This is a genomic window from Streptomyces sp. RK9, from assembly GCF_045070545.1.
Classification (GTDB): domain Bacteria; phylum Actinomycetota; class Actinomycetes; order Streptomycetales; family Streptomycetaceae; genus Streptomyces; species Streptomyces alboflavus.
The window spans coordinates 464,345-488,661 of record NZ_CP173705.1; the positions used below are offsets into that span (position 1 = coordinate 464,345).

The 24,317-nt window shown below is 72.2% G+C and carries 23 protein-coding genes and 1 tRNA gene; 7 read left to right on the plus strand and 17 right to left on the minus strand.

Annotated elements, in window-relative coordinates; translation table 11 throughout:
* Positions 1 to 54: 54 nt before the first annotated feature.
* Positions 55 to 666: an ArsR/SmtB family transcription factor gene (locus AB6L24_RS39560; protein ID WP_405664352.1), complete on the plus strand. Its 612-nt coding sequence runs from the start codon at positions 55 to 57 to the stop codon at positions 664 to 666.
* Positions 667 to 820: 154 nt separating this feature from the next.
* Here the strand turns inward: AB6L24_RS39560 and AB6L24_RS39565 are convergent, their stop codons facing one another.
* The 5 genes from AB6L24_RS39565 to AB6L24_RS39585 all read right to left on the minus strand — a co-directional run bounded on the left by AB6L24_RS39565 (position 821) and on the right by AB6L24_RS39585 (position 7,173).
* On the minus strand, positions 821 to 1,630 hold the full coding sequence (locus AB6L24_RS39565) for a S16 family serine protease (RefSeq protein ID WP_405664354.1): 810 nt from the start codon (positions 1,628 to 1,630) through the stop codon (positions 821 to 823).
* A 113-nt stretch (positions 1,631 to 1,743) separates the two neighbouring features.
* On the minus strand, positions 1,744 to 2,385 hold the full coding sequence (locus AB6L24_RS39570; protein ID WP_087884308.1) for an IclR family transcriptional regulator: 642 nt from the start codon (positions 2,383 to 2,385) through the stop codon (positions 1,744 to 1,746).
* Between the two features lie 326 nt (positions 2,386 to 2,711).
* Positions 2,712 to 4,505, minus strand: a complete 1,794-nt coding sequence (locus tag AB6L24_RS39575; protein ID WP_030358367.1) for a DEAD/DEAH box helicase — start codon at positions 4,503 to 4,505, stop codon at positions 2,712 to 2,714.
* A 325-nt stretch (positions 4,506 to 4,830) separates the two neighbouring features.
* Positions 4,831 to 6,306, minus strand: a complete 1,476-nt coding sequence (locus AB6L24_RS39580) for an MFS transporter (protein ID WP_405664356.1) — start codon at positions 6,304 to 6,306, stop codon at positions 4,831 to 4,833.
* A gap of 150 nt (positions 6,307 to 6,456) precedes the next feature.
* Positions 6,457 to 7,173: a hypothetical protein gene (locus AB6L24_RS39585; RefSeq protein WP_405664358.1), complete on the minus strand. Its 717-nt coding sequence runs from the start codon at positions 7,171 to 7,173 to the stop codon at positions 6,457 to 6,459.
* A gap of 409 nt (positions 7,174 to 7,582) precedes the next feature.
* Here AB6L24_RS39585 and AB6L24_RS39590 point away from each other — a divergent pair, with 409 nt between their 5' ends.
* Together AB6L24_RS39590 and AB6L24_RS39595 are read left to right on the plus strand one after the other, a co-directional pair.
* Entirely contained in the window at positions 7,583 to 8,005 is a 423-nt protein-coding gene (locus AB6L24_RS39590; RefSeq protein ID WP_405664360.1) for a tyrosinase cofactor, read from the plus strand.
* Between the two features lie 17 nt (positions 8,006 to 8,022).
* Complete coding sequence (locus AB6L24_RS39595; protein ID WP_405664362.1) at positions 8,023 to 8,850, plus strand: tyrosinase family protein; 828 nt, start codon at positions 8,023 to 8,025, stop codon at positions 8,848 to 8,850.
* Here AB6L24_RS39595 and AB6L24_RS39600 read toward each other — a convergent pair.
* Positions 8,832 to 9,101 carry a DUF397 domain-containing protein gene (locus AB6L24_RS39600; RefSeq protein WP_405664364.1) on the minus strand — a complete coding sequence of 90 codons (270 nt, stop codon included), beginning with the start codon at positions 9,099 to 9,101 and terminating at the stop codon, positions 8,832 to 8,834. The two genes, AB6L24_RS39595 and AB6L24_RS39600, sit on opposite strands and share 19 nt — an antisense overlap.
* Positions 9,098 to 9,955, minus strand: a complete 858-nt coding sequence (locus tag AB6L24_RS39605; protein ID WP_405664366.1) for a helix-turn-helix domain-containing protein — start codon at positions 9,953 to 9,955, stop codon at positions 9,098 to 9,100. The genes AB6L24_RS39600 and AB6L24_RS39605 overlap by 4 nt, the downstream gene beginning before the upstream one ends.
* 159 nt (positions 9,956 to 10,114) lie before the next feature.
* Here AB6L24_RS39605 and AB6L24_RS39610 point away from each other — a divergent pair, with 159 nt between their 5' ends.
* Entirely contained in the window at positions 10,115 to 10,534 is a 420-nt protein-coding gene (locus AB6L24_RS39610) for an ATP-binding protein (RefSeq protein WP_405664368.1), read from the plus strand.
* 10 nt (positions 10,535 to 10,544) lie between these two features.
* Here AB6L24_RS39610 and AB6L24_RS39615 read toward each other — a convergent pair whose 3' ends face one another.
* The 5 genes from AB6L24_RS39615 to AB6L24_RS39635 form a co-directional block, all read right to left on the minus strand.
* Positions 10,545 to 11,096 (minus strand): isochorismatase family protein, encoded by a 552-nt coding sequence (locus AB6L24_RS39615; RefSeq protein ID WP_405664369.1) that lies wholly within the window; start codon positions 11,094 to 11,096, stop codon positions 10,545 to 10,547.
* Between the two features lie 47 nt (positions 11,097 to 11,143).
* A complete protein-coding gene (locus AB6L24_RS39620; RefSeq protein ID WP_405664371.1) occupies positions 11,144 to 11,959 on the minus strand; it encodes a histidine kinase in 816 nt (271 codons plus the stop codon).
* Positions 11,960 to 12,029: 70 nt separating this feature from the next.
* Positions 12,030 to 12,638, minus strand: coding sequence for a hypothetical protein (locus AB6L24_RS39625; protein ID WP_405664373.1), 609 nt, complete (start codon positions 12,636 to 12,638; stop codon positions 12,030 to 12,032).
* Positions 12,639 to 12,650: 12 nt separating this feature from the next.
* Positions 12,651 to 14,105 (minus strand): hypothetical protein, encoded by a 1,455-nt coding sequence (locus tag AB6L24_RS39630; protein WP_405664375.1) that lies wholly within the window; start codon positions 14,103 to 14,105, stop codon positions 12,651 to 12,653.
* A 71-nt stretch (positions 14,106 to 14,176) separates the two neighbouring features.
* Entirely contained in the window at positions 14,177 to 14,602 is a 426-nt protein-coding gene (locus tag AB6L24_RS39635) for a hypothetical protein (RefSeq protein WP_405664377.1), read from the minus strand.
* A 283-nt stretch (positions 14,603 to 14,885) separates the two neighbouring features.
* On the opposite strand from AB6L24_RS39635, the gene AB6L24_RS39640 reads away from it, so the two are divergent.
* Positions 14,886 to 14,960 (plus strand) — tRNA-Cys (locus AB6L24_RS39640).
* Between the two features lie 15 nt (positions 14,961 to 14,975).
* On the opposite strand, the gene AB6L24_RS39645 is transcribed toward AB6L24_RS39640, so the two are convergent.
* Complete coding sequence (locus AB6L24_RS39645) at positions 14,976 to 15,926, minus strand: L,D-transpeptidase (RefSeq protein ID WP_405664379.1); 951 nt, start codon at positions 15,924 to 15,926, stop codon at positions 14,976 to 14,978.
* Positions 15,927 to 16,103: 177 nt separating this feature from the next.
* On the opposite strand from AB6L24_RS39645, the gene AB6L24_RS39650 reads away from it, so the two are divergent.
* Positions 16,104 to 16,670: a SigE family RNA polymerase sigma factor gene (locus AB6L24_RS39650; protein WP_405664381.1), complete on the plus strand. Its 567-nt coding sequence runs from the start codon at positions 16,104 to 16,106 to the stop codon at positions 16,668 to 16,670.
* Positions 16,660 to 17,364, plus strand: coding sequence for a L,D-transpeptidase (locus AB6L24_RS39655; protein ID WP_405664383.1), 705 nt, complete (start codon positions 16,660 to 16,662; stop codon positions 17,362 to 17,364). The genes AB6L24_RS39650 and AB6L24_RS39655 overlap by 11 nt, the downstream gene beginning before the upstream one ends.
* Before the next feature lie 240 nt (positions 17,365 to 17,604).
* Here the strand turns inward: AB6L24_RS39655 and AB6L24_RS39660 are convergent, their stop codons facing one another.
* From AB6L24_RS39660 to AB6L24_RS39675, 4 genes are all read right to left on the minus strand, one after another.
* Positions 17,605 to 18,150, minus strand: coding sequence for an AAA family ATPase (locus tag AB6L24_RS39660; protein WP_405664385.1), 546 nt, complete (start codon positions 18,148 to 18,150; stop codon positions 17,605 to 17,607).
* Between the two features lie 229 nt (positions 18,151 to 18,379).
* Positions 18,380 to 20,671 carry a xanthine dehydrogenase family protein molybdopterin-binding subunit gene (locus tag AB6L24_RS39665; RefSeq protein ID WP_405664387.1) on the minus strand — a complete coding sequence of 764 codons (2,292 nt, stop codon included), beginning with the start codon at positions 20,669 to 20,671 and terminating at the stop codon, positions 18,380 to 18,382.
* Positions 20,668 to 23,142 (minus strand): 2Fe-2S iron-sulfur cluster-binding protein, encoded by a 2,475-nt coding sequence (locus tag AB6L24_RS39670; RefSeq protein ID WP_405664389.1) that lies wholly within the window; start codon positions 23,140 to 23,142, stop codon positions 20,668 to 20,670. The genes AB6L24_RS39665 and AB6L24_RS39670 overlap by 4 nt, the downstream gene beginning before the upstream one ends.
* Positions 23,139 to 24,041, minus strand: coding sequence for an FAD binding domain-containing protein (locus AB6L24_RS39675; protein ID WP_405664391.1), 903 nt, complete (start codon positions 24,039 to 24,041; stop codon positions 23,139 to 23,141). Before AB6L24_RS39675 ends, AB6L24_RS39670 begins: the two co-directional genes overlap by 4 nt.
* Positions 24,042 to 24,317: the final 276 nt, after the last annotated feature.

Consider the following 24,317-nt stretch of genomic DNA (forward strand, 5'->3'; position numbering starts at 1 on the left):
TCCGTTGCAAAGAAAGCGTTGCAACGGAGTCTTTGCACGCGTAGGCTGCGGAGCATGACGGAGAAGTCACCGCCGCCCGAGCAGGCGGCACCGGCCCGCAAGGTCCGCCACCTCGACCCGCGCGCCCTGCGCGGCATCGCCCACCCCCTGCGCATGCGGATCCTCGGCTCGCTGCGCCTGGACGGCCCTGCGACGGCCTCCCAACTGGGCGAGCGTCTGGGCGAGTCGAGCGGGGCGACGAGCTATCACCTGCGCCAGCTCGCGGAGTACGGCTTCGCCGAGGACGACCCCGGGCTCGGCAAGGGCCGCGAGCGGTGGTGGCGCGCCATCACCGACGGCACGTACGTGGACAACGACCTCGCCCGCAGCACCGACCCCGAAGTGCGCGGCGCCTACGCCACGTTCATGCACGAGCACGCGGGGAACCACGCCACGGAGGTCGCCACCTGGATCGCCACCGGGCAGGACTGGTCGGAGGAGTGGGTCGAGGCCGCGGACATCAGCGACTTCACACTGAACCTGACGCCCGCGCTCGCCGCCGAACTGAAGGCGAAGATGCACGAACTCGTCGAGAGCTACCGACCGTTGGCGCCACAGGACGGCACCCCGAACACCGCCAAGGTCCGCCTGCACACGCACCTGATCCCGACCCGGCTCACGGACTGAGAGGCCTGCGCGATGCACTCCGACGTACATCTGATGCTGCACCACGCCCGCGCGGCGGACCTGCTGCGCGCGGCCCCCGCCGGACGACAGCCGCGCGAGGCCCAACTGCGGGCCCAACTGGGCTGGCGACTGGTCGAGTTGGGGCTGTTCCTGGTCAGCAGCTCGGGACCTTCTCGCCCTTCTCCAGGGCTCGCAGCGACTCGACCGTACTCGCCAGCGTAGTCACGGGGACGAGCCGGAGGTCCTTCGGCTTCTCGGCCTCGGCGTCCGAGCACTCGGCCTTCGGTACGAGGAAGACGGTGGCGCCGTCGCGGGCGGCGGCCTGGGTCTTCATGGAGACGCCGCCGACCGGGCCGATCTTCCCACTGGGCGAGATGGTGCCGCTGCCCGCGATGGTGCGGCCGCCGGTCAGGTCTCCCCCGCTGCCGTCGCCGTCCAGCTTGTCGACGATGCCGAGCGCCAGGAACAGGCCCGCGCTCGGCCCGCCGATCTTGCCGAGGTCGGCCTTGACGTCGATCTTGTCGGTACCGTCCACGCCGTTCGCCCGCAGATAGCCGAGCGCCGCCTTCGTGGCGTCGTCCTGGGACTCGCGCATGTCGCCGAGGTTGTGCTTCTCGACTTCCTTGACGTTGTCGCCGTCGGGGTAGACGGAGTCCTTCGGCATCACGGCCCGGTCCGTACGGAACCAGCCGTCGATGACGTCACCGAGCCGCACGTCCATCTGCGGCCCGGTCGCCACGATGGTCGTCATCCGCAGCTCGCCGTCCGTCTCCCGCGTGGGCGCTCCGCTGATCTTGAGGACGGGCTTGCCCTTGTACTCCCCGAGCACGTCTGCGGTGCCGCCCGGCTGGGCGACGGCGAAGGGGAGCGGGGCGAGCGCGACGACGGCGAGCAGGCCGACGAGGGGCACGGCGGCGACGGCCAGGGCCTTGGGGCGGCTCAGACGAGCGAGACGAGACAGCACGCGTCCAATCTAACGCGAGCGGAGATCAGCCCGTCCGGCGCTTGAGGACGAGCCAGGCCGGAGGCCGCGATCGGCGGCGCCGCAGGTCGGCCCGAGCACGCCGGCGCGGCCTCTCAGCGCAGCGCGTCGGCGACCTCGCGGGCGGCGTCCACCACCCGCGGCCCCACCCGCTCCGGCACGGAATCGGCCAGCATCACGACCCCGACGCTCCCCTCTATCCCGGTCACCCCGACCAAGGGGGCCGCCGCGCCGCTCGCCCCGGCCTCCAGCTCGCCGTGGGTGAGGGCGTAGCCGGGGTCGGTGATCTGGGCCTGGCGGGCCGCGAGGATCGCCTTGCCCGCGGCGCCCCGGTCCAGCGGGTGCCGGAAGCCGGTGCGGTACGCCACGTGGTAGTCGGTCCAGGTCGGCTCGACGACCGCGACGGCGAGCGCCTCGGTGCCGTCGACGAGGGTGAGGTGCGCGGTGGCGCCGATGTCCTCGGCCAGGGCGCGCAGGGCGGGCAGCGCGGCCTCGCGGACGAGCGGGTGGACCTGCCGGCCGAGCCGCAGCACGCCGAGGCCGACGCGGGCGCGGCCACCCAAGTCACGCCGTACTAGGGCGTGTTGTTCGAGCGTGGCGAGCAGGCGGTACACCACGGTGCGGTTCACGCCGAGCTTGTTGGACAGCTCGGTGACGGTGAGGCCGTGGTCGGTGTCGGCGAGCAGCTTGAGGACGCGCAGTCCTCGGTCGAGCGTCTGAGATGTCTCCGCTGTCACGACGCCCACTCCTTTAGTGGTGAGGGTCGACGGCCCCCTGGCGGCGGGCACCGGACGCGCTCCGGGGCGACGCTGCCACGGGGCGTTGTGTAGCGGGGACAGTAGCGAGGGCGTCCCGCTCAGCGGAAGACTCCGTCCAGAATCCGGTCAAGGGGAGGGAAAGAGAGACCGGAACATCCCGATAGATCCCGTCGCCGATGGACGCTGCGTGCACAACGTCTACACGTGGAGCACACGATTCCCTACGGGAGGGCGTACCCGCGGCATACCGGCGGCGTACTGATCGCCACGGGCAGGCGTACGCCCCCGAACGGCGGGGCGAACCCTCACCGCATCCGGGTGGCCCACTCCTGCACCTTGGCGACCCGCTGCCGCAGCTGCCCGGCCGTGGCCTCCGCGCTCGGCGGGCCCCCGCAGGTGCGCCGCAGCTCGGTGTGGATCACGCCGTGGGGCTTGCCGCTCTGGTGGGAGTACGCGCCGACCATGGTGTTGAGCTGCTTGCGCAGTTCGAGCATCTCCTTGTGGGAGACCACGGGCCGCCGCTCGGCGGGCAGTTCGAGGAGGTCGGCCTCCTCGGCGGGCTTCTTCTTGCTGTGGGCGATCTGCCGGGCCTGCCGCTTCTGGAGCAGCAGCTGGACCTGGTCGGGTTCGAGGAGCCCGGGGATCCCGAGATAGTCCTGCTCCTCCTCGCTCCCCGGGTGGGCCTGCATGCCGAACTCGGCGCCGTCGTAGAGGACGCGGTCGAAGACGGCCTCGGACTCCAGGGCCTCGAAGGAGAACTGCTCCTGTTCGCCGGTGTCCTCGTCCTGCTGCTTGTTGGCCTCGTCCATCTCCTGCTCGGACTCGGCGTAGGGGTCCTCCTCGCCGTGCTTCTTCGGCCGGTCGAGCACGTGGTCGCGCTCGACCTCCATCTCGTTGGCGAAGCCGAGCAGGTCGGGGACGGTGGGCAGGAAGACGGAGGCGGTCTCGCCGCGGCGCCGGGACCGCACGAAGCGCCCGACGGCCTGGGCGAAGAACAGCGGCGTCGAGATGGTCGTCGCGTACACGCCCACCGCGAGCCGGGGCACGTCGACGCCCTCCGACACCATGCGCACCGCGACCATCCACCGCTCGTCGCTGCCGCTGAAGTCGTCGATGCGCTTGGAGGCACCGGCGTCGTCGGAGAGCACCAGGGTGGCCTTGGTGCCGGTGATCTCGCGGATCAGCTTGGCGTAGGCGCGCGCGGAGTCCTGGTCGGATGCGATGACGAGGCCACCGGCGTCCGGGATGGCCTTGCGCACCTCGCCGAGGCGCCGGTCGGCGGCCTTCAGGACGTTCGGCATCCAGTCGCCGCGCGGGTCCAGGGCGGTGCGCCAGGCCTGCGAGACGGCGTCCTTGGTCATGGGCTCGCCGAGGCGGGCGGCGATCTCGTCACCGGCCTTCGTGCGCCAGCGCATGTTGCCGCTGTACGACAGGAAGATCACGGGCCGCACGACGCCGTCGCCGAGGGCGCTGCCGTAGCCGTACGTGTAGTCGGCGGCCGAGCGCCGGATGCCGTCGTTGCCCTCCTCGTACACGACGAAGGGGATGGGGTTGGTGTCGGACCGGAAGGGCGTGCCGGTGAGGGCGAGCCGCCGGGTGGCGGGCTCGAAGGCCTCCAGACAGGCCTCGCCCCAGGACTTGCTGTCCCCCGCGTGGTGGATCTCATCCAGGATCACCAGCGTCTTCCGCTGCTCCACGCGGTTGCGGTGCAGCATGGGCCGCACGCCGACACCGGCATACGTGACGGCGACGCCCTGGTACTCCTTGCTGAGCGGTCCCGCGCTGTACTCGGGGTCCAGCTTGATCCCTATCCGCGCGGCGGCCTCGGCCCACTGCTTCTTCAGGTGCTCGGTGGGCGCGACCACGGTCACCTGCTGGACCACGTGGTGGTGAAGCAGCCACGACGCGAGCGTCAACGCGAACGTCGTCTTGCCGGCGCCGGGCGTGGCGACCGCGAGGAAGTCGCGCGGCTGCTCCTGGAGGTACTTCTCCATCGCACCCTGCTGCCAGGCACGCAGCTTGCTGGCGGTGCCCCAGGGGGCACGACCCGGGAAGGCGGGGGAAAGGTGGTGTGACGAGGAGGCGGCGGTGGTAGTCACGGTCTCCGGTTCGTTCGGGCTCGGCGGCACGGCTACGTATGACAACCGGGCCACCTTACCGGTGCGACCCCGGGGCACCGGGTTGACGACCCCGGGGCGGGGACGGGTGGGACACGTCTCACACCACCCGGCCTGTCCGACGCTTGAGGACGAGGCCGAGGGCCGATCGGTGGCAGCCCCTCCCGCCCGCACCCTCCCAGCCCGCCCCGGCAACTTCTAGCCCGTCCGGCGATTGAGGACGAGGCGCGAAGCGCCGATTCGACGGCGCCCTCGTCCCACCCGCCACGGGACACCCACCCCCTGGGGCCCAGGGGCGCAGCCCCGGTTACGGGAAGGGGCGGGCCTGGGGGCCACGCAGCCGCGTCCCCACCCAGACCCCCACCAGAGCCACCACGGCCATGGGCAGAAACACCACGACGAACGCCCCCGGATGCGACCCCCCGACCTCCCCCGCCCCGTGCCCCGCGCCGACCATCCCCCCACCGAGCGCGGCGAACGCGGCCCCACCCGCGGCCAGCAGAATCACATTCGAAAGCCCGTCGGATATCTGAAGCGAAGCGGAGTTGGCCCCGGCGTCCTCAGGCGCCGACAACCGCAGCAACAACACACTCGTGGACGCGATGACAAGGCCCATCCCGAGGCACCCGACCCCCCACGCGACAGCGACGATCCACACCGGCACGGCGTCGATGAGCACGCTGGGCGCGACCGCGATGGCCAGGGCGACGAGCACCATCCCCAGCGGAACGAGCCGCCCCCGGTACGCCTCCATCCCCGGCCGCGACTGCACGTACGACCCGAGCGCCCACGTGGCACCGCCCGCGGCGAGCGAGAACCCGGCGAGCGTGGGCGAGAGCCCCCGCTCGGTGACGAGCATCAGCGGCACGAAGGACTCGGCGGCGACGAAGGACCCGGCGGCGATGCCGCGCAGCAGCACGACGGAGGGCAGCCCGCGCGCGGCCCGGTAGGTGCCGCGCGGCAGCAGCCCGAGGACGGCGGGCACGAGGAGCGCGGCGCCCGCCACGGCCGGGAGCAGCGAAAGCCACCGCAGGTCCTGCCCCGCGTACTGGAGGAGCCCCGCGCCGAGCGAGATGCCGAGGGCGAGCCGGATGCGGCGCCGGTCGAAGGCCTCGACGGGCGCGTCGGGGTCGAGGGGCCCGGACGCGGTGCGCCGTATCGCGGGCAGCGCGAGCATGAGCGGCGCCACGACGAGGACGGGGATGCCGACGAACACCCAGCGCCAGCCCAGGTGCTCGGTGACGGTCCCGGCGATGAGCGGTCCGACGATCGAGGGCACCACCCAGCAGGCCGCGAACGCCGCGAGGATGGGCGCCCGCAGCCGCTCCGGGTAGGCCCGGCTGACGATGACGTACAGCGACACGATCACCAGGCCGCCGCCGAGGCCCTGCACGGCGCGCCCCAGGATGAACATCCACATCACGGTGGCCGTGCCGGACAGCACGAGTCCCGCCGCGAACGCGCTGATCCCCACCGCGAGCGGCCCGAGCGGTCCCCGCCGGTCGGCCCACTGCCCGGAGAGCACCATCCCGAACAGGCTCGTCGTGAAGTACCCGGAGAACGCGAACGCGTACAGCGAGATCCCGTCGAGCTCCCGCGCGGCCACGGGCATCGCCGTCCCGACGGCGGTCGCCTCGAAGGCGATGAGCAGGACGACGGAGACGATGCCGATGCTCAGCGCGCGATGGGCGCGGCCGAGGAGGCCGCCTTCCGGCTCGGGCGGGTCCACGTCGACGGACGGGGCGGGGGCGACATCCGTGTCGCGCGGGTCGGGGGCGGTCATGCGAGCAACCGTAAGGTCCACGACCGACATTGACCCCTGTCCGGAGAAGGTCACCCGCTGGTCCCTTGGTCGTACGACCCGGGTCCTGAGCAGGCATGGTCCCGTCCTACGCGCTCCGACCCCACGGTGCCGCGACGACCGAGGCGCGGCTCAGTTCAGCTCCACGCTCGCCACCACCTCGTCCACCGCCTCCTCGTCCACCGGCCCCTTGTCCGCGTACGGGCCGATGTCCGTGCCGGGCGTCGCGATCCCCAGCAGGAAGGCGGACCGGGTGTCGTCCACCGAGACGAGGGTCAGGCGCAGATGGGCCGTGCCGCCCTCGCCGTCGCGGACCGTGAGGGCCGTCGTGTGGGCGGGGCGGCCGTCGACGGTCGTCGCCTCGGACTCCTTCAGGTCCGACGAGCCGTCCGGGTAGAAGAACTCCGCGTTGGAGCGGGCCGCCCGCTCCGTCTCGGTCTTCAGCGAGGATTCGGGCACCGCTCCCGACCGCCCCGCGAGCACGATCCCGCCGCCCTCCTCCTCGTTCCCTTCCTCCGCCGAGTCCGCGAGGCCCTTGCCCTTAGAGGCGATCGACGACGTGAACGCGCCGATCAAGCCCCCCTTCTTGTCGTTGCGTTCCCACCCTTCGGGGATCCCGTACGACACCCCGGCCCGCGCGTCCGTCACCCGCGGCCTGCCCGCGAGCGGCCCTTCGTCGCCGTCCCGCGTCCACCACCAGGTGCCGAGGCCCGCGGCGAGCACCGCGAGGACCACGGCCACGACGACCGGGACGGTCCTGCCCCTGCGGCCCCCCGCGGGCTGCGGCGGCTGCGGGTACGGCGCGTACGGCTGCGGGGGCGTCGGCGGCATCGGGGGCGTCGAAGTCATGCGCCAAGCCTCGCCGTCCGGCTCCGCCGGGCCCTGAGTACGCCTACTCAGCGCCCTACTCACTCCCCCACATCCGCCGCACACACCAGCCCCGTGCAGCTCTCGGGCAGCAGGTCTTCAGGCCAGCTTTCCGCTGTGACCAGGGGCACCCGCCGTGAAGCATGAGTGAAGATCTTTCACGTTATCCTCACTCAAGGCGCAGGATTTGCGGTCTGCGTGCCACCAGGACAAATGGACAGCATAATCACGCTCGTCCAACTCTGCACTACTTACCCGCAGTTGTCCTTAATAAGGGGCAACTCTTCCCGCCGATTGCGGCGCCGCGCCTTTCCCCCTGTACGCATGGCCTGGGCAGTCCGGCCGACCACCGGAACCGCCCCTTCACCACGCTCACTTGGGGGTTTTACGCATGTCCGGAATCACCCGCCGCCGGGCCATCGGCGCCGCCGCGAGCGCCGCCGCCGGTATCGCCGTCGTCGGTGCCGCCCGTGCGGCGGCGACAGCCGCCGAGTCCGGCACCGAGGCCCACCCGGGCGCCGCGCCCGACGCCTTCGACGAGGTGTACCTCGGGCGCCGCATCCAGGGCGCGCCGTCCCACGGCGGCGGCCACCACGGCGCCCATGGGGGCCACGGCGCCGGCTACTCCGTCCAGATCGACGGCGACGAGCTGCACATCATGCGCAACGCCGACGGCACGTGGATCAGCGTCATCAACCACTACGAGCCGCAGGCGACCCCGCGCGCGCTCGCCCGCGCTGCCGTCGTCGAGCTCCAGGGCGCCACCCTCGTCCCGCTCGCCCCGCCCGCGCCCTCGTCCCCGTCCGCCGTCTGACCCGGAGCAGCACCGCCATGACCGTACGCAAGAACCAGTCCCAGCTCACCGCCGACGAGAAGCGGCGCTTCGTGACCGCGCTCCTCGCCCTCAAGCGCGACGGCCGCTACGACTCCTTCGTCAGCACGCACAACGACTTCATCATGAGCGACACCGACAACGGCGACCGTGTCGGCCACCGTTCGCCGTCCTTCCTGCCCTGGCACCGCCGCTTCCTCATCCAGTTCGAGCAGGCCCTGCAGTCCGTGGACGCCTCCGTCGCCCTCCCCTACTGGGACTGGACCGTCGACCGCACCCCGGCCGCCTCCCTCTGGGCCCCCGACTTCCTCGGCGGCACCGGCCGCAGCCGCGACAGCCAGGTCACCGACGGCCCCTTCGCCTCCTCCGGCAACGGCTGGCGCATCAACGTCCGCGTCGACGGCCGCGACTTCCTGCGCCGCTCCCTCGGCGCGGGCGTCCGCCAACTCCCCACCAAGGCCGAGGTCGACTCCGTCCTCGCGATGTCCACGTACGACATGCCGCCGTGGAACAGCGCCTCCGACGGCTTCCGCAACCACCTCGAAGGCTGGCGCGGCGTCAACCTCCACAACCGCGTCCACGTCTGGGTCGGCGGCCACATGGCGACGGGCGCGTCCCCCAACGACCCGGTCTTCTGGCTCCACCACGCCTACGTCGACAAGCTGTGGACCCAGTGGCAGTCGCGGCACCCGGGCTCGCCCTACCTGCCCGCCGCAGGCACCCGCGACGTCGTCGACCTGAACGACACGATGCGCCCGTGGGGCGACGTCACCCCGGCCGACATGCTGGATCACACGCGGTACTACACCTACGACGTGGCCGCCTGAACGAAGTCACGCCAGGCCCCCGCAGCGAATCCGAGGCGGGGGCCTTCGGGGTTCTTGGAGTCGCGTACGTGGATGGTGGTGGGGGTGGGGGCGACTTCGACGCAGTCGTTGCCGTCGCCGCTGCTGCTGTAGCTGCTTTTGGTCCACGTCAGCGCAACCTCGACGCAGTCGTTGATGTTGCTGCTGTCGCTGTAGCTGCTCTTGAACCAGATGAGTTCGCGGCCGTCCCCGGCGAGGGGCTTCTGGGTCATGTCTCTCCCCACAGTTGCTCAATGAAGGCCAGCGACCCCCGTGGAGTGAGAGCCTGGGCCCTGATCATGCCGTAGCGCAGCTCAAGGATTCGGAGCTGCTTCGGATCGGAGACCGGGCGGCCGTTGAACTCCCCTTCGGAACGTCCCACCGCCGTGCCGTCTCCGAACTTCAGCAACTGGATTCGCCCGCCCTCGATTCCGGCATGCTCCTCGCAGTTGGTCGGCATCACCTGGAGGGTGACGTTGGGCAACCGTCCGACTTCCAGCAGCCGTTCGAGCTGCGCGCGCAGAATCATTCTGCCCCCGATGGGCCGTCGGAGTGTCACTTCCTCCTGCACAAAGATCAGGTCGGGTGCGGGTGAGCGCTCGAAGATCTCCTGGCGTGCCATGCGAGCGGCCACGCCGCGCTCCACCTGGTCCAAGGAGTAGGCGGGTTGCCGCGACTCGAACAGCGCCTCCATGTACTCCTTCGTCTGCAACAGCCCGTGCAGGTTGTGGTTGCCGTACGAAGCGACCTCAACCGCCCGCTCCTCCAACTTCGCCAGCTCCCGAACCTTCTTCGGATACCGGGCCTTGGCCATCTCCTCCTTCATCGCCGAGATGAAGCCGCCCGCGCCGAGCACACGGTCGGCGGCATCCAAGTACTCGGGGCGAGGGATCCGCGCCCCGCGCTCGACCTTGCGGACAAGGTCCTCCCCGTACCCGATGGCCTCGCCGAACTCCCCCGCACTCAGCCCCGCGGCCTCACGCCACCGCTTCTGCTGATGGCCCAACGCCTCGACCACCGAGGCGATCTCGTCCTCGGGCTCGACGTCCCAGCCCGTCTCGTCCACACCTTCGCCGTCCGCACTCATCACGCCCACCTCCGAAAAGCGCCGCCCCGCTCCAACGCGCAGCCGTACCCGTAAGGCACTCAGGACAGCCGGGACAGCACCGGACAGCGACGGGACAGTCACCGTACGTGCACGGTGCATCACGGTGCAGGGGAACCGGCTGGCGTCACGCTGAGGTGCATGGACTCGGAGACCACACAAGCCCCGGCCGCGGTGCGGACGTTCAGCATCCGGCTCTCCTCGACGCCGAGGGGCGCCCGCCTGGCGCGCAGAGCGGCGGTGACCCAACTCCACGTGTGGGGGCTGCCGTTCGAGCCGGCGCAGCACATCGTGGCGGAGCTGGCGAGCAACGCGGTGCGGCACGGGTACGTACCGGGCAGGGACTTCCGCCTGACGCTGCGGCTGACGGAGGGCGGGGTCCTACGTGTCGAGGTGACGGACACGTACACGGAGAGGCTGCCCCGCCCGCAGGGCCGGGTGGCGCCGGAGGCGGAGTCGGGGCGGGGCCTGCTCCTGGTCGAGGCGCTCGCGACGCGCTGGGGCACGGAGGTGGGGCCCGCGCCGGGCAAGACGGTGTGGGCGGAGGTCGGCGCCGTCTGAACGGCGCGGCTCAGGAGAAGGAGAGCTCCTGCGCGCGCAGGGTGCCGCCGCGACGGCCGGGGGCTTCCTGCCGGTGCCAGTACAGGTTGGTGTGGGCGATCACGAGGTCGGGGGACGGGGCTCCGTAGGCGCTCAGGTCCTCCGTGGTGTGGGCGTCGGCGACGAGGGTGGCGTCGTAGCCGCGGGTGAAGGCGCCGTGGAGGGTGGAGCGGATGCAGACGTCGGTCTGGGCGCCGGTGACGACGAGGTGGCCGACGGCGCGCTCGGCGAGGACGGACTCCAGGTCGGTGGCCTCGAAGGAGTCGCCGTAGAGCTTGTGGACGAGGGGTTCGCCTTCGCGGCGGACGAGCTCGGGGACGTAGGCCCAGCTCTCGCTGTCGCGCGGCAGTTCGTCGTCGGAGTGCTGGATCCAGATCACGGGCACGTCGGCCGCGCGCGCCTTGTCCACGACGACGGCTATGTTCGCGACCACGGCGTCCCGCTCGTGCGCCTCGGCCACGACACCGTTCTGCATGTCGATGACGAGCACGGCGGTACGGGGGCGGTCGGGCAGGGTGGTCATGGGGGGCTCCGGTTCCAGGTGTGCCGACGGTGCGGATCCGGGTGAGATCACGTGCCGTCGTCCGAGGGCAGGGTCTCACCGATCATCTCCCACACCTGCTTGGCGGCCACACGGGAGAGCTTCAGAGGGCTGTGCGGGCCGACCTGCCCCAGCTCGACCGGTTCGGCGGGCAGTCGGCGGTGCCAGTAGCCCAGGGGGCCGCAGTCCCAGACCGCGAGTGCGCGCGCCGCCAGGCCACCCGGCTGCCCGTGCCGCCCCTGCCAGGCGGCGGTCATGCGCCAGCTCGACCGCAGTTCCGCGATCAGGTCGGCGAAGAGGGCGAGCGTCGGGCCGTCCAGGGTCCCGTGGGCCGCGAGGGCGTTCCGGATGTGCTCGCGCTCCTCGCGTCCGGATGCGGCGAGGGGGATCGTTTCCAGGGCGGACAAGGCCGCGTCGAGCGTTCCGACGGTCGTCTCGACGACGGCGGGCCGTGCGTCGTGGAGGGAATCGATCCGTCGTAGGTTCACCATGTTCGCGAGCGCCCACAGCAGCATGCTCGGTTCGACGCAGGCGTACTCCGATTCGGCGTCGCCGGGCCATGCCTCGTGGGTGACCACGTGGTCGTCGCCGATGAACATCCCGTGGTGCAGCTTTCCCTGCCGACCCGCCACCTCCAGCGAGACGGACACCACGGGGCTGACCATCGTCGTCAGCAGCGGCAGGAGAAGGCTGGAGAGCTGACCCGCCTGATTGATCAGGCCGCGCTCCCGTAACTCGCCGTGGGCCAGGGCCATTTCCCCGGGAGGCGCGTCTCCTGTCGCCAGGCAGCAGAGAACGACGACGTGGTCGTCGCCGAGGCGGAACCGGGACCTGGACACGTCCATGGAAGGCACGTCATCACTCGCTCTGAGGTCGCGTTCGCCACGCCCCGGTCGGGACGTGGTCAGGACGTGGTCAGTACTGGGACTGCAGGGAAAGGTTGAAGACCCTTGAGATTCCCGCCCGTACGGCCCCTCGCCGAGTCAGCGTCGCCCGGTCGACGCCCACGAAGAGGGCTGCGAGCGCGATGTCGGCACCGACGGCCCGTTTCTCGACGCCTATCGTGAACTTCTTTCTCGACCCGATGCCTGTTTCCCGCACCGTGATGATGACTCCGGGATCCTCATCGTCCGCCTCGCGTCGGAGAACGAAAGCCCGGCGGTTGATCGCCGTCAACCGATACTTGTCCCCCGCGTACTTGAGCATCAGCGACCGTCCTCGGTGGGTCATGCCCAACCGATTCCTCGTCGTGTAGACATGGGCGTCGCCGACTCTGAGCGTCGCGCGGTTCAGGGACGGCCTGCTCATCACGTCGGTGTGAATGCCGCGCGACTCAAGGGTGGCGGTGGGGATCGCGTCACCTCGCACCTCGGCGGTGAGACTTTCGTGGTGATTATGGCGCTCATTCGTCACCTTGATGTCGCCGAACTCCTCCGAGGTGCCTTGCCAGCCGAACAGGCGCTTCTCGCCCTTCTCGCGCTGCTTCCAGTAGTGCAGGGTGAACGAGGCAGTGGTGGTGTGCATTTCCGGTCCTCACTAGTCGAACGGGTTGACGACGTCTTTGAACTTCCGCGCACCACTGGCCACGCCGGACTTGAGATCCTCGGTCCGGTCTCCGACCCAGTCCTTCGCATTCCCGACGCCCTTGCCGATGGCTTCGTGGTTGTCCCAGATCAGGGCCCCTCCGTACACGACTCCGGTGCCGACCGCCAGCCCGGCGGTCACAGGGTTGGGCGCCACCGTAAGCGCCGTCAAGGAACCGCTGAACGCCGTCCCGCTGAGGTCCGAGGCGAACTTCGCCGGATCCGCCTTGATCTTGTCCCCGTCGTACGTGGAGAGATTGGCGACGCCATAGACGGTCGCCGCGGCGCCACCGACCACGCCCGTGCCCCGTAGCCACCCAGCGGCCCTTCCGGCCTGTGCGAGCCCGCCGCCCCGCGCGACCCGGACCAGATTGGCCTCGGACGCCGACGGCATGACGAAGGTGCCGTTCTTCATGAAGCCGCCGTACATGGCGGCTTCATCGGATCCGGTCATGGCAGTGACCAGGCCGGGGGGAACACGGCTGATGACGCTTCCGGGAGCTGATCCGGCCAGTTGGGTGTTGATGAAGCGTGACGTCAAGGTGCCAGGGGCATTGAGCGCCTTCTGGTCTCTGAAGTGGCTCACCAGGTTGATGGAGTACATGACAGACGTGCCTGTGACGAGCGCGAAGGCCCCGACGGTCATCGACCCCTTGGTCACCGCACTGACCAGATCCCCCAACTGCGCGCTCCCCGTGAGCCGAGTCACCCCGTCCCGCCGCAGCCGCTCCATGTAGTCGTCCAGGGTCTCGTCATCCCGCTTCTTGAACCAGTCGGAATCGTTCCGGGCCCGCTTCTGCTCGCCGTCGGCCTTCGCCACCTGCCCGGCGTCACCGTTGAAGCCGGTGCCCGTGGTCCCGTCGTTCTTGTTGCCCTTGCCGTCCTTGACCACGGCCTCCAGGTCCCGCTTGAGGTCCTGGTCGGCGTCGTCGAAGGCCTTGACGCACAGCCTGAGGAAGTCGGCCCACGCGTCCACACTCGCGTTGACACTCGCGGCGTGGGCGGGGTTCAAGCGGGCGGCGCTGCTCTCGGACGCGCTGAGCCGGTCGTAGTCGTACACGACCTTCCCCTGCTCGGAGACCTTCATCCCGGCCTTGACGGCATCGGAACGGGCGGTCTCCAACTGCTTCCTGAGCTCGACGAACTGCTGGTGCGCGTTGCGCAGCAGGGTCGCGGTCGCCTTGGCCTGCGTCTGAGCGGCCTGGTACTCGTAGCGCGTGGCGGCGAACTTCGCGTGCGCCGCCCGCGCGCTCGCACCGAGCCAGGCCTGGCCTTTCGTGATCTTCTGGACGCCGTCCCGGTAGCGGCCCTCGACCTTGTGGAACTCGTCCGCCATCTCCTGCCACTTGTCGGCGGCGGCGGAGAGACTCCCGAAGTCCGTCGTCATGACTTCGTAGTACGTCAGCACGCTGCGCTTCCTCCGGAAGGCGTCGGGATGCCATGCCGCTCCGCCGCCTCGCGTCGGGGCCTGGCAGCGGGTCAGTACTGGTCGAGCTTCGAGCTCGCACGGATGCGCTGGGAGGTGCCCACGTCGGTCTCCGTGAAGGTCTTGTTCGTCGACCGCAGGGCGTCCTTCTCCGCGGCGAGCCGTCCCATGAGCGTCTTGACCTGGCTGTCCCAGGTGGTCTGCACCTTCTTCAGGCCGGAGGCCGTGGCCCAGCCGCCGAATCCGCTGATGGCCTTGTCGGTCGCCGCGTCGGCCCAGGTGCCCGCCTTGCGGGTGTCCGGCTGCAGCTCGGTCTCGATGGTGTGCGCGGCGGCCTTCTTCTCCCGTGGCGTCGTCGCGAGATCCGGCGCGCCTCCGGGCGGCGGTCCTGGAGGATCCGTCTGATTGAGCCGCATCGACGTCGGCCGCGGCTCACCCTCGCCGGCCCCCGCCTGGCCCCACTGCTCGTCAAACCCCATGGTCGTGTGCCACAGCACCCCCGTGTGGCCAGGGCTAGGTCTCAGTTGTCACTCTTGTTCGTCCACAGTGACCAACGGGAACCTGGCGTTGCTAGTGCAATTTGCGCCATAGGAAGGCGAGTTCGGTGCCAACCGGTCGGGGCGCGGGTCACCCGGCCCGCCCGGACCCGAGGTGCCCCCCGCCCCCGTTCATGAACGCCGTATGGCAGTCCCGTTGCGGCGCCCCCGCCAGGGTTGAGTGGGGCGGGTGGCGCGCCTACGGTCGAGGGAGTCAGTACGACATGGCCGTGTGCCCGAGTGGTTTAGGGATTCGCCTGCAAAGCGAAGCACACCGGTTCGATTCCGGTCACGGCCTCCACGTCCCCGTCAGGGGTCATGCGTTCAGGGCGCTGCCCGCTCGCCAGTCGGCCCACGAGACGTTCCAGTCGCCGTAGCCGTTGCCGGGGGCGACCGTCTCCTTGGAGCCGGTGACGCGGACGACGTCGCCGGGGATCACCTCTTCGTAGAAGCGGCGGGCCGTGCCGTCCGTGGCGAGGCCTATGCAGCCGTGGGTGACGTTGGAGTTGCCCGCGAAGGTGTTGGCCTTGGGGTTCTCGTGGAGGTAGGTGCCGGACGTCGTGAGGTGGACCGCGTAGCTGTAGTAGCCGGCGTACGCGTCCGCGTAGCCGACCGTGCGGGAGTCCATGAAGACGCGGCGCTGCTTGTCGGAGACCACCATCGTGCCGTTCCAGGTGTCCATGCCGGGCGCCCCCGCCGTGATCGGCACGCGGCGCGTCACGCCGTCCTTGACCACGGTCATCGTGTGGCTGCGTACGTCGACCGTGGCGACCAGGGAGCGGGCGACGGTGAAGCTGCGGTCGATGCCGGAGCCCACCCGGACGGTGACCTTCGCGCCGGGCTTCCAGTACGTCCTCGGGCGGTAGTCGACGCGCTGGCCCTCGTGCAGGTTGCGGTCCTTGACCCAGCTCCAGGAACCGGTGACAGGGGTGCTCGTGCGCACCTTCAGGCGCCGCTCCACCGCCGCCCGCTCGGCCTTCGGCACGGGGCGGGCGAAGGTCACCGACACCGGCATGCCGACACCCACCCGCTGCCCGTCCGCCACGTTCACCCGCACCCCGCCCCCGCGCAGCGCCGCCGGCTCCACCACCGGCTTCGCACGCGGCGAGGGCGTACCGGCCCCGGCCGCCTTCCGGTCGTCCCGCCGCTCCGACGGCGCCGGCGCACCGTCCTGCCCGCCCAGCGAGCAGCCCGCGAGGACGCCCGCGCAGAGCACGGCCGCCGCCGCCCCGCGTACGACGTGACGGATTCTGGTGCGCCTGGCCATCGGGTCCCCCTGTGTGGTGTTCCGGCCTGGGCCGGTGTGTTTCCATGTACGCCACCCATACGCACGGCGGAGACCGCCGGGTTGCATGAGGCGTGCGGGAAGAAATTCGGGGCTGGTTGTGACGGGGCGCGGCGCGGGCGGCGCACGGTCGCGGTCGTGGACAGGAACGGCGGGGGCATGACCGAGGACGAGTTCGACGCGTTCTACGCGTCCGCGTTCCCGCGCGTCGTCGGCCAGGTCTACGCCTTCACCGGCGACCACGGTCAGGCCCAGGACGTCGTCCAGGAGGCGTTCGTACGCGCCTGGGACCGGCGGCGCGACTTCGCAGCCGTACACGCGCCGGAGGCCTGGGTCCGCACGGTGGCCATGAGGCTCGCGGTGAGCCACTGGCGGCGGGCCCGGCGCTGGCTGGAGCTGGTGCGCAAGGAGCCGCCGCCCGAGCACACGGCGGGACCCGGGCCCGAGCACGTCACGCTCGTCGCGGCGCTGCGGAAGCTGCCCGAGGCGCAGCGGCTCGCGATCGTCCTGCATCACCTGTGTGACCTCAGCGTGGAGCAGGTAGCCTCCGAGACCGGCGCCCCGACCGGCACGGTCAAGGCCCGGCTCTCACGTGGACGGGCGGCGCTGGCGAAGCATTTGTCCGGGGAGTACGGGAGCGACGCGGGCGGCAGCGGCAGTGGGGGCGACGGTGTCCTCGGCGGGACGAGCAGCGGGAAGGAGGGGGATCGGGATCGTGTCCGGTGAACCCTCGAAGCCCGAGCCGAACCCCGGGCCGGGCGCCACGCCGCACTCCGGTCCGGCGTCCGCTCCGGCCCCCGACCTCTCCGCCGCCCTCCACGCCCTCGCCGTCGACGCCCGCTCCCCCGCCCCCGGCACCGGCGCCGACGTGCGCCGACGCGCCGGGACCCGGCGGCGGCGCAGGCACGCGGCCCTCGTCGGCGGTGGTGCCGTCGCGGCCGCCGCCCTCGTGGCCGGGCTCGTCGTGGGCCTCGGCGACGACTCCGGCTCCCGGCCCGCGCCGCCCGCCGCGCCCAGCACCTCCGCCGGGCCCACCGCGCCCGCCGCCACCGCCGACCTCACGCGGCGCGAACTGTCCGTGGCGGGCCGGAAGCTGCCCCTGTCGTCGGGCCGCGCGACGTACCCGACGAAGCCGGGGCGCATGACGGTCGTCGCCAAGCACCGCTCGACGAAGCTGTCCGGCGACGGCGTCGGCCTCGGCGAGACGTACGACGTGTACTTCCACTGGGTCCTCGAACTCCGCGACGCCGAAGGCCGCACCAACTACGTCGTCGCCCTCACCTACGACGAGCCCTCCGTCGGCGAGCGCGATGTGACCCACGGGTGGCTCGGGTTGCGCGCGGCGGACGCCAAGTGGCTCTACGGGAAGCTCCGTCCGGGGTCCGTGGTCACCATCGAGGGGAAGGCGCCCGGCAGTTAGCGCCGGGACACGTGAAGAGGGGCGGCCCCCAACGGAAACCGCCCCTCCGATAGTGCCGGGATCAGCCCCAGCCCGTGTCGTTGTCATCCCCCATGACACATCTCCCCCGTAGTGACCGAGTTGTTCGGGACTCTTCGATGGTGCCCTGCAACTGGCCCTGCCTAAAAGGGATTTATGGGGGGATCGCATGCCTGAAGCGTCATCGCGACCCGACCGGCACCGGTCGGAGACATTCCACTCTCAGGTCACGGACGCCTCGTCCAGACGCCCGAGAATCGCGTCCACCGTCTGATCCACCGTCAACTCCGAGCTGTCCAGCCACAGTCCGATACGCGGCGTGGTGGCACGCATCCCCTCGTCCAGGGCAGCCACCGTCCACTCGCCGTAGCCCTTCTTGCCTCGGTTCGCCTCGCGTTCGGTGACCGCGGACGGGGTCGGGGTCAGCACGATCACGTGCAGGGGGCGGGTGCGGACCAGGTCCGCGTAGCGCTTCAGCTGCTCGCCCAGGATGACGTCCTGGACGATCGCCGTGAAGCCCGCTGCGGCGTACGCGTCGGCTGTCGACGCCGACAGGGCGTAGCGGAGGCGGAGTTGGGACTCCGCCTCCGCGCCCGCGCCGGGCTCGTACTCCTGCCGCCCTGAGACGATCATGCGGCGGAAGACGTCGCCGCGCACGTGTGCCGCGCGGGGCAGGCGTTCGGCCAAGGCCTGGGCGACTGTGGACTTTCCGGCGGCCATGATGCCGGTGATGACGATGACCCCTTCGGGGGTGGTGGGGGCGCTCATCTGCGCGAAGTTACCCGAGCGGGGGCCTGGGTTCCTCCCGGTTTTCGGGGGCCCTCGTGGGACGCCCCAGTCCCGCCCCTTCACCGAAACCGGGGCTCCGCCCCTGGACCCCAGGGGCGGGTGCTCCCTTCGGGTGGGACAGCCTCCGCCGAATCGGCGCTCCGCGCCTCGTCCTCAATCGCCGGACGGGCTGAAAATCCTCACCCAGCGCCGGACGCGCCAAGGCCCCTCACGCCAGCTCCGCCCCCACCGCCGCCTGCGGCCTGATCGGCAGGCGGTTCACCGGGCGGCCCGTCGCCGCCCGTACCGCCGCCGCGATCGCCGCCGGGGAGGTCACCACCGGTACCGCGCTCGCGGCCTTCGCGCCGAAGGGGGCGACCACGTCACGTTCCTCGACGAGTTTGACGATGCGGATGTCGGGGGCGTCGAGGGCGGTGGGGAGGGCGTAGCCGGTGAGGTCGGGGTGGCGGACGAGGCCGCGAGGGGTGCGGAGGTTCTCGGTGAGGGCCGCGCCGACGCCCTGGGTGACGCCTGCCTCGATGCGGACGCGGAGTTGCGCGGGGTTGAGGATGCGGCCGACGTCCTGGGCGACGGCGAGTTCCACGACCCGTACGGAACCGATCTCGATGTCGACGTCGACGACCGCGCGGATGGCGCAGAAGGCCATGCCGACGAAGGCGTCGCCCTGGCCGTCGGCGTCGAGCGGCTCGGTGGGGTGCGGGCGGCACTGCGCGGTGGCCCACAGCTCCTTGCCGTCCATGGCCTCCTCGACGGTGGTGGAGAGCACTCCGTCGTACGAGGTGATCTTGCCGTCGGCGATCTGGAGCAGTTCGGTGGACATGCCGAACTTGTGCGCCAGGGGCTGGAGGAGCTGGGTGCGGACCATCTTCGCGGCGCGTTCGACGGCACCGCCCGACACCCAGGTGTGCCGGCCGTGGCAGCTCGGCCCGGCCGGGGGCTGGTCGGTGTCCACCGGGGCCACCCGGACCTCGTCGATGCCGAGCGTCTCCTGGACGATCTGCCGGGCGAGGGTCGTGAAGCCCTGGCCCGTCTCGACGGCCGCGCAGATGACCGTGGCGATGCCGTCGTGGACCTTCACGGTGGCCGTGGACACCTCGTCGGTGCCCTCGGCGCCGAGGAGCTGGACCATGCCGAGGCCGTAGCCGACGCCGCGCCGGACGGCGGCGGGTTCGCCCGCGCCCTCGGGGCCGCCGGGCAGCAGCCAGTCCTCCTGCGGGGTGTCCTTGGGCAGCCCGGGGAGGGGGAAGTCCCGGACGGCGCCGAGGAGTTCGGCGACCGGGGCCGGGCAGGTCACGGTCTGGCCCGTGGGCAGGATGTCGCCGGTGGCGAGGGCGTTGCGCAGCCGCAGCTCGGCCGGGTCGACGCCGATCTTCTTGGCGAGCTTGTCCATCTGCGCCTCGTAGGCGGCGCAGACCTGGAGGGCACCCTCGCCGCGCACGTGGCCGGACGGCGGGTTGTTCGTGCGGACCGCCCAGCCCTCGATGAAGGCGTGGGGGACGACGTAGGGGCCGCAGGCGAAGGAGACGGCCGCGGCGAGGGCGTCGGCGGAGGTGTCCGCGTAGGCGCCCGCGTCGAGCAGGATCTGCGCCTCCACCTTCACCAACTGGCCCTCGGCGTCCGCGTGATGGCGGTAGCGCAGGAGGGTCGGGTGGCGGTGGGCGTGGCCGAGGAAGGACTCCTCGCGGGTCGCGGTGAGCTTGACCGGGCGGCTGGTGCGCAGCGCGAGCAGGCCGAGGGGCAGCTGGAAGCTGGCGTCCTCGCGGTCGGCGCTGGCCCCGGGCACGCCGGTGACGACGACCTTGACCTGCTCGGGGGCGAGGCCGTAGCAGGCGGCGGCCATGTCGCGGTCGCCGTGCGGGTCGGTCGAGGCGATGTACAGCTCGACGCCGCCGTCCGGGCGCGGCACCGCGAGCCCGGCCTCCGCGCCGATGGGCGCCGGGTCCTGACGCCCGATGCGGTACAGGCCCTCGACGACGACCTCACCGGCCGCCTCGGGGTCGCCGTGGCGCAGCGGGATGTGCCGGATCAGATTGCCGTCGGGATGCAGCGGCGCGGCCTCGAAGGCCTGCTCCGGGTCGGTGACCGGGTCGAGGACCTCGTACTCGACGATGATCGCGGCGGCGGCCATCCGGGCCGTGTCCGGGTGGTCGGCGGCGACGGCGGCGATGGCCTCGCCGTGGTGGCGCACCACGTCGGACGCGAACAGCGGCCGGTCGGCGGTCTTGCGGCCGTGGCTCGGCTTGCCCGGCACGTCCTCGTGGGTGACGACGGCGCGGACGCCCGGCATGTCCTCGGCGTGCGTGACGTCGATGGACACGATGCGCGCGTGCGCGTGCGGGGAGCGCAGGACGGCCGCCCACAGCAGGCCCTCGGCCCACAGGTCCGAGGCGTACGGGAACGTGCCCTCCGTCTTCGCCCTGATCTCGGCCGACGGCAGTGAGGAGCCGATGCCGTGCGGCAGTTGCTCGGCGCCCGGCGCGGCGGCTGTCTCGTTGCTCACGCCTGGGCTCCGTCCTGGCCGTAGGGCCCCGACTGGTGCGGTACGCGGGGTCCGCCGGTGTCGGCGTCGTCCGCCTGCTCGGCCGCGGCGCCCTTCGCCTCGCGCTCGGCGACCACGTCGCGGACCGCGTCGAGCACGCCCCGGTAGCCGGAGCAGCGGCACAGGTTGCCGCAGAGCGCGCGGCGCGTCTCCAGGTCGCTGGGGGCCGGGTTGCCTTCGAGGAGGTCGTGCAGGGTCATCGCCATGCCGGGCACGCAGAAGCCGCACTGCACGGCCCCGCAGTTGGCGAGCGCGCGCTGCACGTCCGAGGGGCGGCCGTCGACGGCGAGGCCCTCGACGGTGCGCACCTCGCTGCCCGCAGCGGTGGCCGCGGGCACCAGGCAGGAGGCCACGAGCCGCCCGTCCACCTGCACGTTGCAGGCCCCGCACTCGCCCTGCGAGCAGCCGTCCTTGGCCCCCGCGAGCCCGAGCCGCTCCCGCAGCACGTACAGCAGGGACTCCCCGATCCAGGCGTCGGTGACGGGCCGGTCGGCGCCGTTGACCCGCAGGACGTAGGAGACGAGGGGGTGTTCGTCGTGGGCCGGGGCGTCCGGCTCCGGCGCGTGGTCCGGGGCGTCGGCCGCAGGGGCGACCGGGTCGTCGGCCTCGACGGGGGCCGTGTCGGCGGCGAGGCCGGCCTCGGCGACGGCGGCGGCGTCGACCTCGGGCGCGTGCTCCGCGTCGGGGTCCTGGTCGGCCTCGGCGGGGTCGTCCGTCTCCGGCGCGTCGTCCGCCTCGGGCGCCTGGTCCGCGGCCGCGGGCCCGGGGTCTGGAGTGTGGTCCGCCTCGGGGGCGGGGTCCGGCTCCGGTACGGGGGCGGGGTCCGGGGCCGCGGCGGGGATCGCCTCGGCCGCGTGGTCCTGCGCGGGCGCCGGTGCGGGGTCCGCCGCCCGCGCGGGGGCCGGTACGTGCGCGGGGTCGGCCTCGTGGGGCGGGACCGCCGGTGCGACGGCCGCCGGGTGGGCGGGGTCGGCGGCGGGCTCCGCCGGGTGGGCCGGGTGCGGCGCGAGGGCCGGGTCCAGGTCGTACGAGGGGTCGGTGGCGTGCGCCGGGTCCACCGGGTCCGCCGGGTACACAGCGTCCACGGTGTGCGGGAAGCCGGGCGCGGGGGCGAGGCCCGCCGACTGCGCGGCGTGCGCGTCGAAGTGCGCGTTCCCGCCGAACGAGGCGTTCCCGCCGAGGGACGCGTCCTCGTCGTACCGCGCGTTCCCGTCGAACGCGTTCTCGTCGTACGCGGGGTCCGCCCCGTAGTGGGGGTCGGCGGTCGGCGCGAGGTGCGCGGACGCCGCGGCCTGCGGGCCGAAGTCGCCTTCCAGGGCGGCCGGATCGACCGGGTTGACCGTTTCGCCCGACGCGTCCGGCATGCCTGGCGCAACCGATACACCCGGCATGCCTGATGCGTCCGGTGCATCTGATACGTCCGGTGCGTGCGGGGCGTCTGGTGCGTGCGGGGCGTCCGGTGCGTCTGTCACGTCACCCGGGCCCCCCGAGGGCGCGAGAGACCCGTCCGGGCGCTGCTTGACGACGAACAGCTTCGCGGTCCGCTCGAAGGGGGTCTCCTCGGCGACGCGCGCGGGCCGCACGGGGGCGGCCTCCGGGGCCGGGGCGGGCGGCCCTGCGGGCGCCTGCTCCACGAACGCTTGCGCGGCCGGGTACGGGGACGCCTGGGGCGCCTCCGGGGCGTGCGGAAGCTCCGGGGCCTGAGGGACCTGAGGAAGCTGCGGGGCCTGCGGAACCTGGGGCGCCTCCGGGGCCTGCGTCGGCCACGACGTGGCCCAGGGCGCGGGCGCGCCACCGGGCAGCGTCGCGGGCGGCGGTGCACCACCCCCTCCCCAAGCTCTCAACTCCGTTCGAGCAGGGGACACCCCATCCGCGGCGAGCGACGACGCCGAGTACTCGCCGGACTCCTCCGGCAGGTCACCGTCGGCGACGGGGATGGACCACTGCCCGGTCACGTCGTGCGCGGCGGGCGCGTGCCCGTTCTGGACACCGCCCTGGCCGCCGTTCTGCTCCGGGGGCGTGACGGCGTCCGGGAAGGTCCACTGGCCGGTGGCGCGCGGGTCGTACGCGTCCGGGACCTGCGGCTCGGCCGGGAACTGCTGCTCCTGGTGGGTGCCCAGCTGCGTGCCGGGGTCCGGCCAGCTCACGGCCTGCGTCGCCCCACCGGTGTGCGTGACACCGGTGTGCGCGACACCGGTCACCTCGGGCGGCAGCACCCACGCGCCCGTGGCGGCCGGGTCGGTGGCGTCGGGGGCCGTCGGCGTGACCGTTATCTGCGGCGGTACGTAGCCGTGTCCGGGGGCGGCGAGCGGTGTGCTCACCGCGTCGGCCGCGCCCTCGGGGAGCTGCACGAACGCGGTGGCGTCCGCGTCGTACTCGCCCTGCGGGTGCGGCTGCCAGCCGCCCGCTCCATTCCTCTGACCGTCGGTCACGACAGCGCCCTCCCCAGTGCTCGTCGGGCCAGCGCGGCGACGGTGCGCCGCAAGTGCAGTACGGCGGGCGGCAGCGGCTGCGCGGTGCCGTCCTCGGCGGGCGGGTGGTCGGGGATGCACGCCGCGGCGACGTACTCGCCGAAGGCCGTCAGGGCCTCCGGCACCAGACCGCGCTCGCCGTCCCAGTCGATGAGTCCGGCCACCCACTGCTCGGCCTCCAGGGGCCTGAGCGGCATCGGCGCGATGGCGCCGACGGCGCATCGCACGCCCCTGCGCGCCGGGTCGAGCACCAGGGCGACCGACGCGGTCGCGCGGCCGGGTCCGGTGCGTCCGGTCGCCTTCAGGAAGACCTGCGGGGCGTGCAGCAGCGGCACGCGGACAAATCCGATCAATTCGCCGGGCGCCAGCATCTCCATGCCCGCGAGCAGGTGCGACACCGGGACCTCACGGCGGGTGCCGCCCGGGCCCGCGATGATCAACACGGCTTCCAGCGCGGCGAGTACGGGCAGCGAGTCACCGGCGGGCGCGGCCGAGGCGATGTTGCCGCCGAGGGTGCCCGCGTTGCGGATCTGCGGCGGTCCCGCGGCGCGCGCGGCGGCGGCGAGCGCCGGGATGAGCGCCGCGAAGTCGGGGCGGCCCATGCGGGCGTGCGTCAGGCCGGCGCCGAGGAGCGCGTGCCCGTCCTGGTACTGCCAGCCGCGGATCTCGCTGATGCGGCCGAGGCCGACGAGGGCCGCGGGGCGGAGCTGGCCTGCGTTGACCGACGACATCAGGTCCGTGCCGCCCGCGACGGGCACGGCTGCGGGCACGGCGGCGAGCGCCGCGACGGCCTCGTCGAGCGTGACAGGCAGCGTCACAGACTGCGCCCCCTGCGCCGCCCGCGGTGCGTGCGTGGTCAAAACCGGCTGCCCCTTCCCGATGGCCCGGCAGCTTGCGCGCCGTTCTCACCGTTACGCCTGTTCCGCCGTACGGTACGTGCTCACAACCCGGACGTGGCAACTCTGGCACATCTTCACCGGGCCCCGGCGCGGGGGTCCGCTAGGAGACGTTCGTCCGCAGACCCGGGGGATATGCCGTTTTCGCACTCCCTCGCCGATCAGCGGGAATTGCCACCCTTCGGTGATCCTTGTACGGCTTCCTCCTGGTGGCCCACGGTCGCACCGCGGACCACCGGG

What these genes read in the sequence shown, in the direction of transcription:
- AB6L24_RS39560 (WP_405664352.1), top strand. Translation starts at nt 55, where the DNA reads ATGACGGAGAAGTCACCGCCGCCCGAGCAGGCGGCACCGGCCCGCAAG.
- AB6L24_RS39580 (WP_405664356.1), bottom strand. Translation starts at nt 6,306, where the DNA reads ATGACCGCCCCCGACCCGCGCGACACGGATGTCGCCCCCGCCCCGTCC.
- AB6L24_RS39585 (WP_405664358.1), bottom strand. Translation starts at nt 7,173, where the DNA reads ATGACTTCGACGCCCCCGATGCCGCCGACGCCCCCGCAGCCGTACGCG.
- AB6L24_RS39590 (WP_405664360.1), top strand. Translation starts at nt 7,583, where the DNA reads ATGTCCGGAATCACCCGCCGCCGGGCCATCGGCGCCGCCGCGAGCGCC.
- AB6L24_RS39595 (WP_405664362.1), top strand. Translation starts at nt 8,023, where the DNA reads ATGACCGTACGCAAGAACCAGTCCCAGCTCACCGCCGACGAGAAGCGG.
- AB6L24_RS39600 (WP_405664364.1), bottom strand. Translation starts at nt 9,101, where the DNA reads ATGACCCAGAAGCCCCTCGCCGGGGACGGCCGCGAACTCATCTGGTTC.
- AB6L24_RS39605 (WP_405664366.1), bottom strand. Translation starts at nt 9,955, where the DNA reads ATGAGTGCGGACGGCGAAGGTGTGGACGAGACGGGCTGGGACGTCGAG.
- AB6L24_RS39610 (WP_405664368.1), top strand. Translation starts at nt 10,115, where the DNA reads ATGGACTCGGAGACCACACAAGCCCCGGCCGCGGTGCGGACGTTCAGC.
- AB6L24_RS39615 (WP_405664369.1), bottom strand. Translation starts at nt 11,096, where the DNA reads ATGACCACCCTGCCCGACCGCCCCCGTACCGCCGTGCTCGTCATCGAC.
- AB6L24_RS39620 (WP_405664371.1), bottom strand. Translation starts at nt 11,959, where the DNA reads ATGGACGTGTCCAGGTCCCGGTTCCGCCTCGGCGACGACCACGTCGTC.
- AB6L24_RS39625 (WP_405664373.1), bottom strand. Translation starts at nt 12,638, where the DNA reads ATGCACACCACCACTGCCTCGTTCACCCTGCACTACTGGAAGCAGCGC.
- AB6L24_RS39635 (WP_405664377.1), bottom strand. Translation starts at nt 14,602, where the DNA reads ATGGGGTTTGACGAGCAGTGGGGCCAGGCGGGGGCCGGCGAGGGTGAG.
- AB6L24_RS39645 (WP_405664379.1), bottom strand. Translation starts at nt 15,926, where the DNA reads ATGGCCAGGCGCACCAGAATCCGTCACGTCGTACGCGGGGCGGCGGCG.
- AB6L24_RS39650 (WP_405664381.1), top strand. Translation starts at nt 16,104, where the DNA reads ATGACCGAGGACGAGTTCGACGCGTTCTACGCGTCCGCGTTCCCGCGC.
- AB6L24_RS39660 (WP_405664385.1), bottom strand. Translation starts at nt 18,150, where the DNA reads ATGAGCGCCCCCACCACCCCCGAAGGGGTCATCGTCATCACCGGCATC.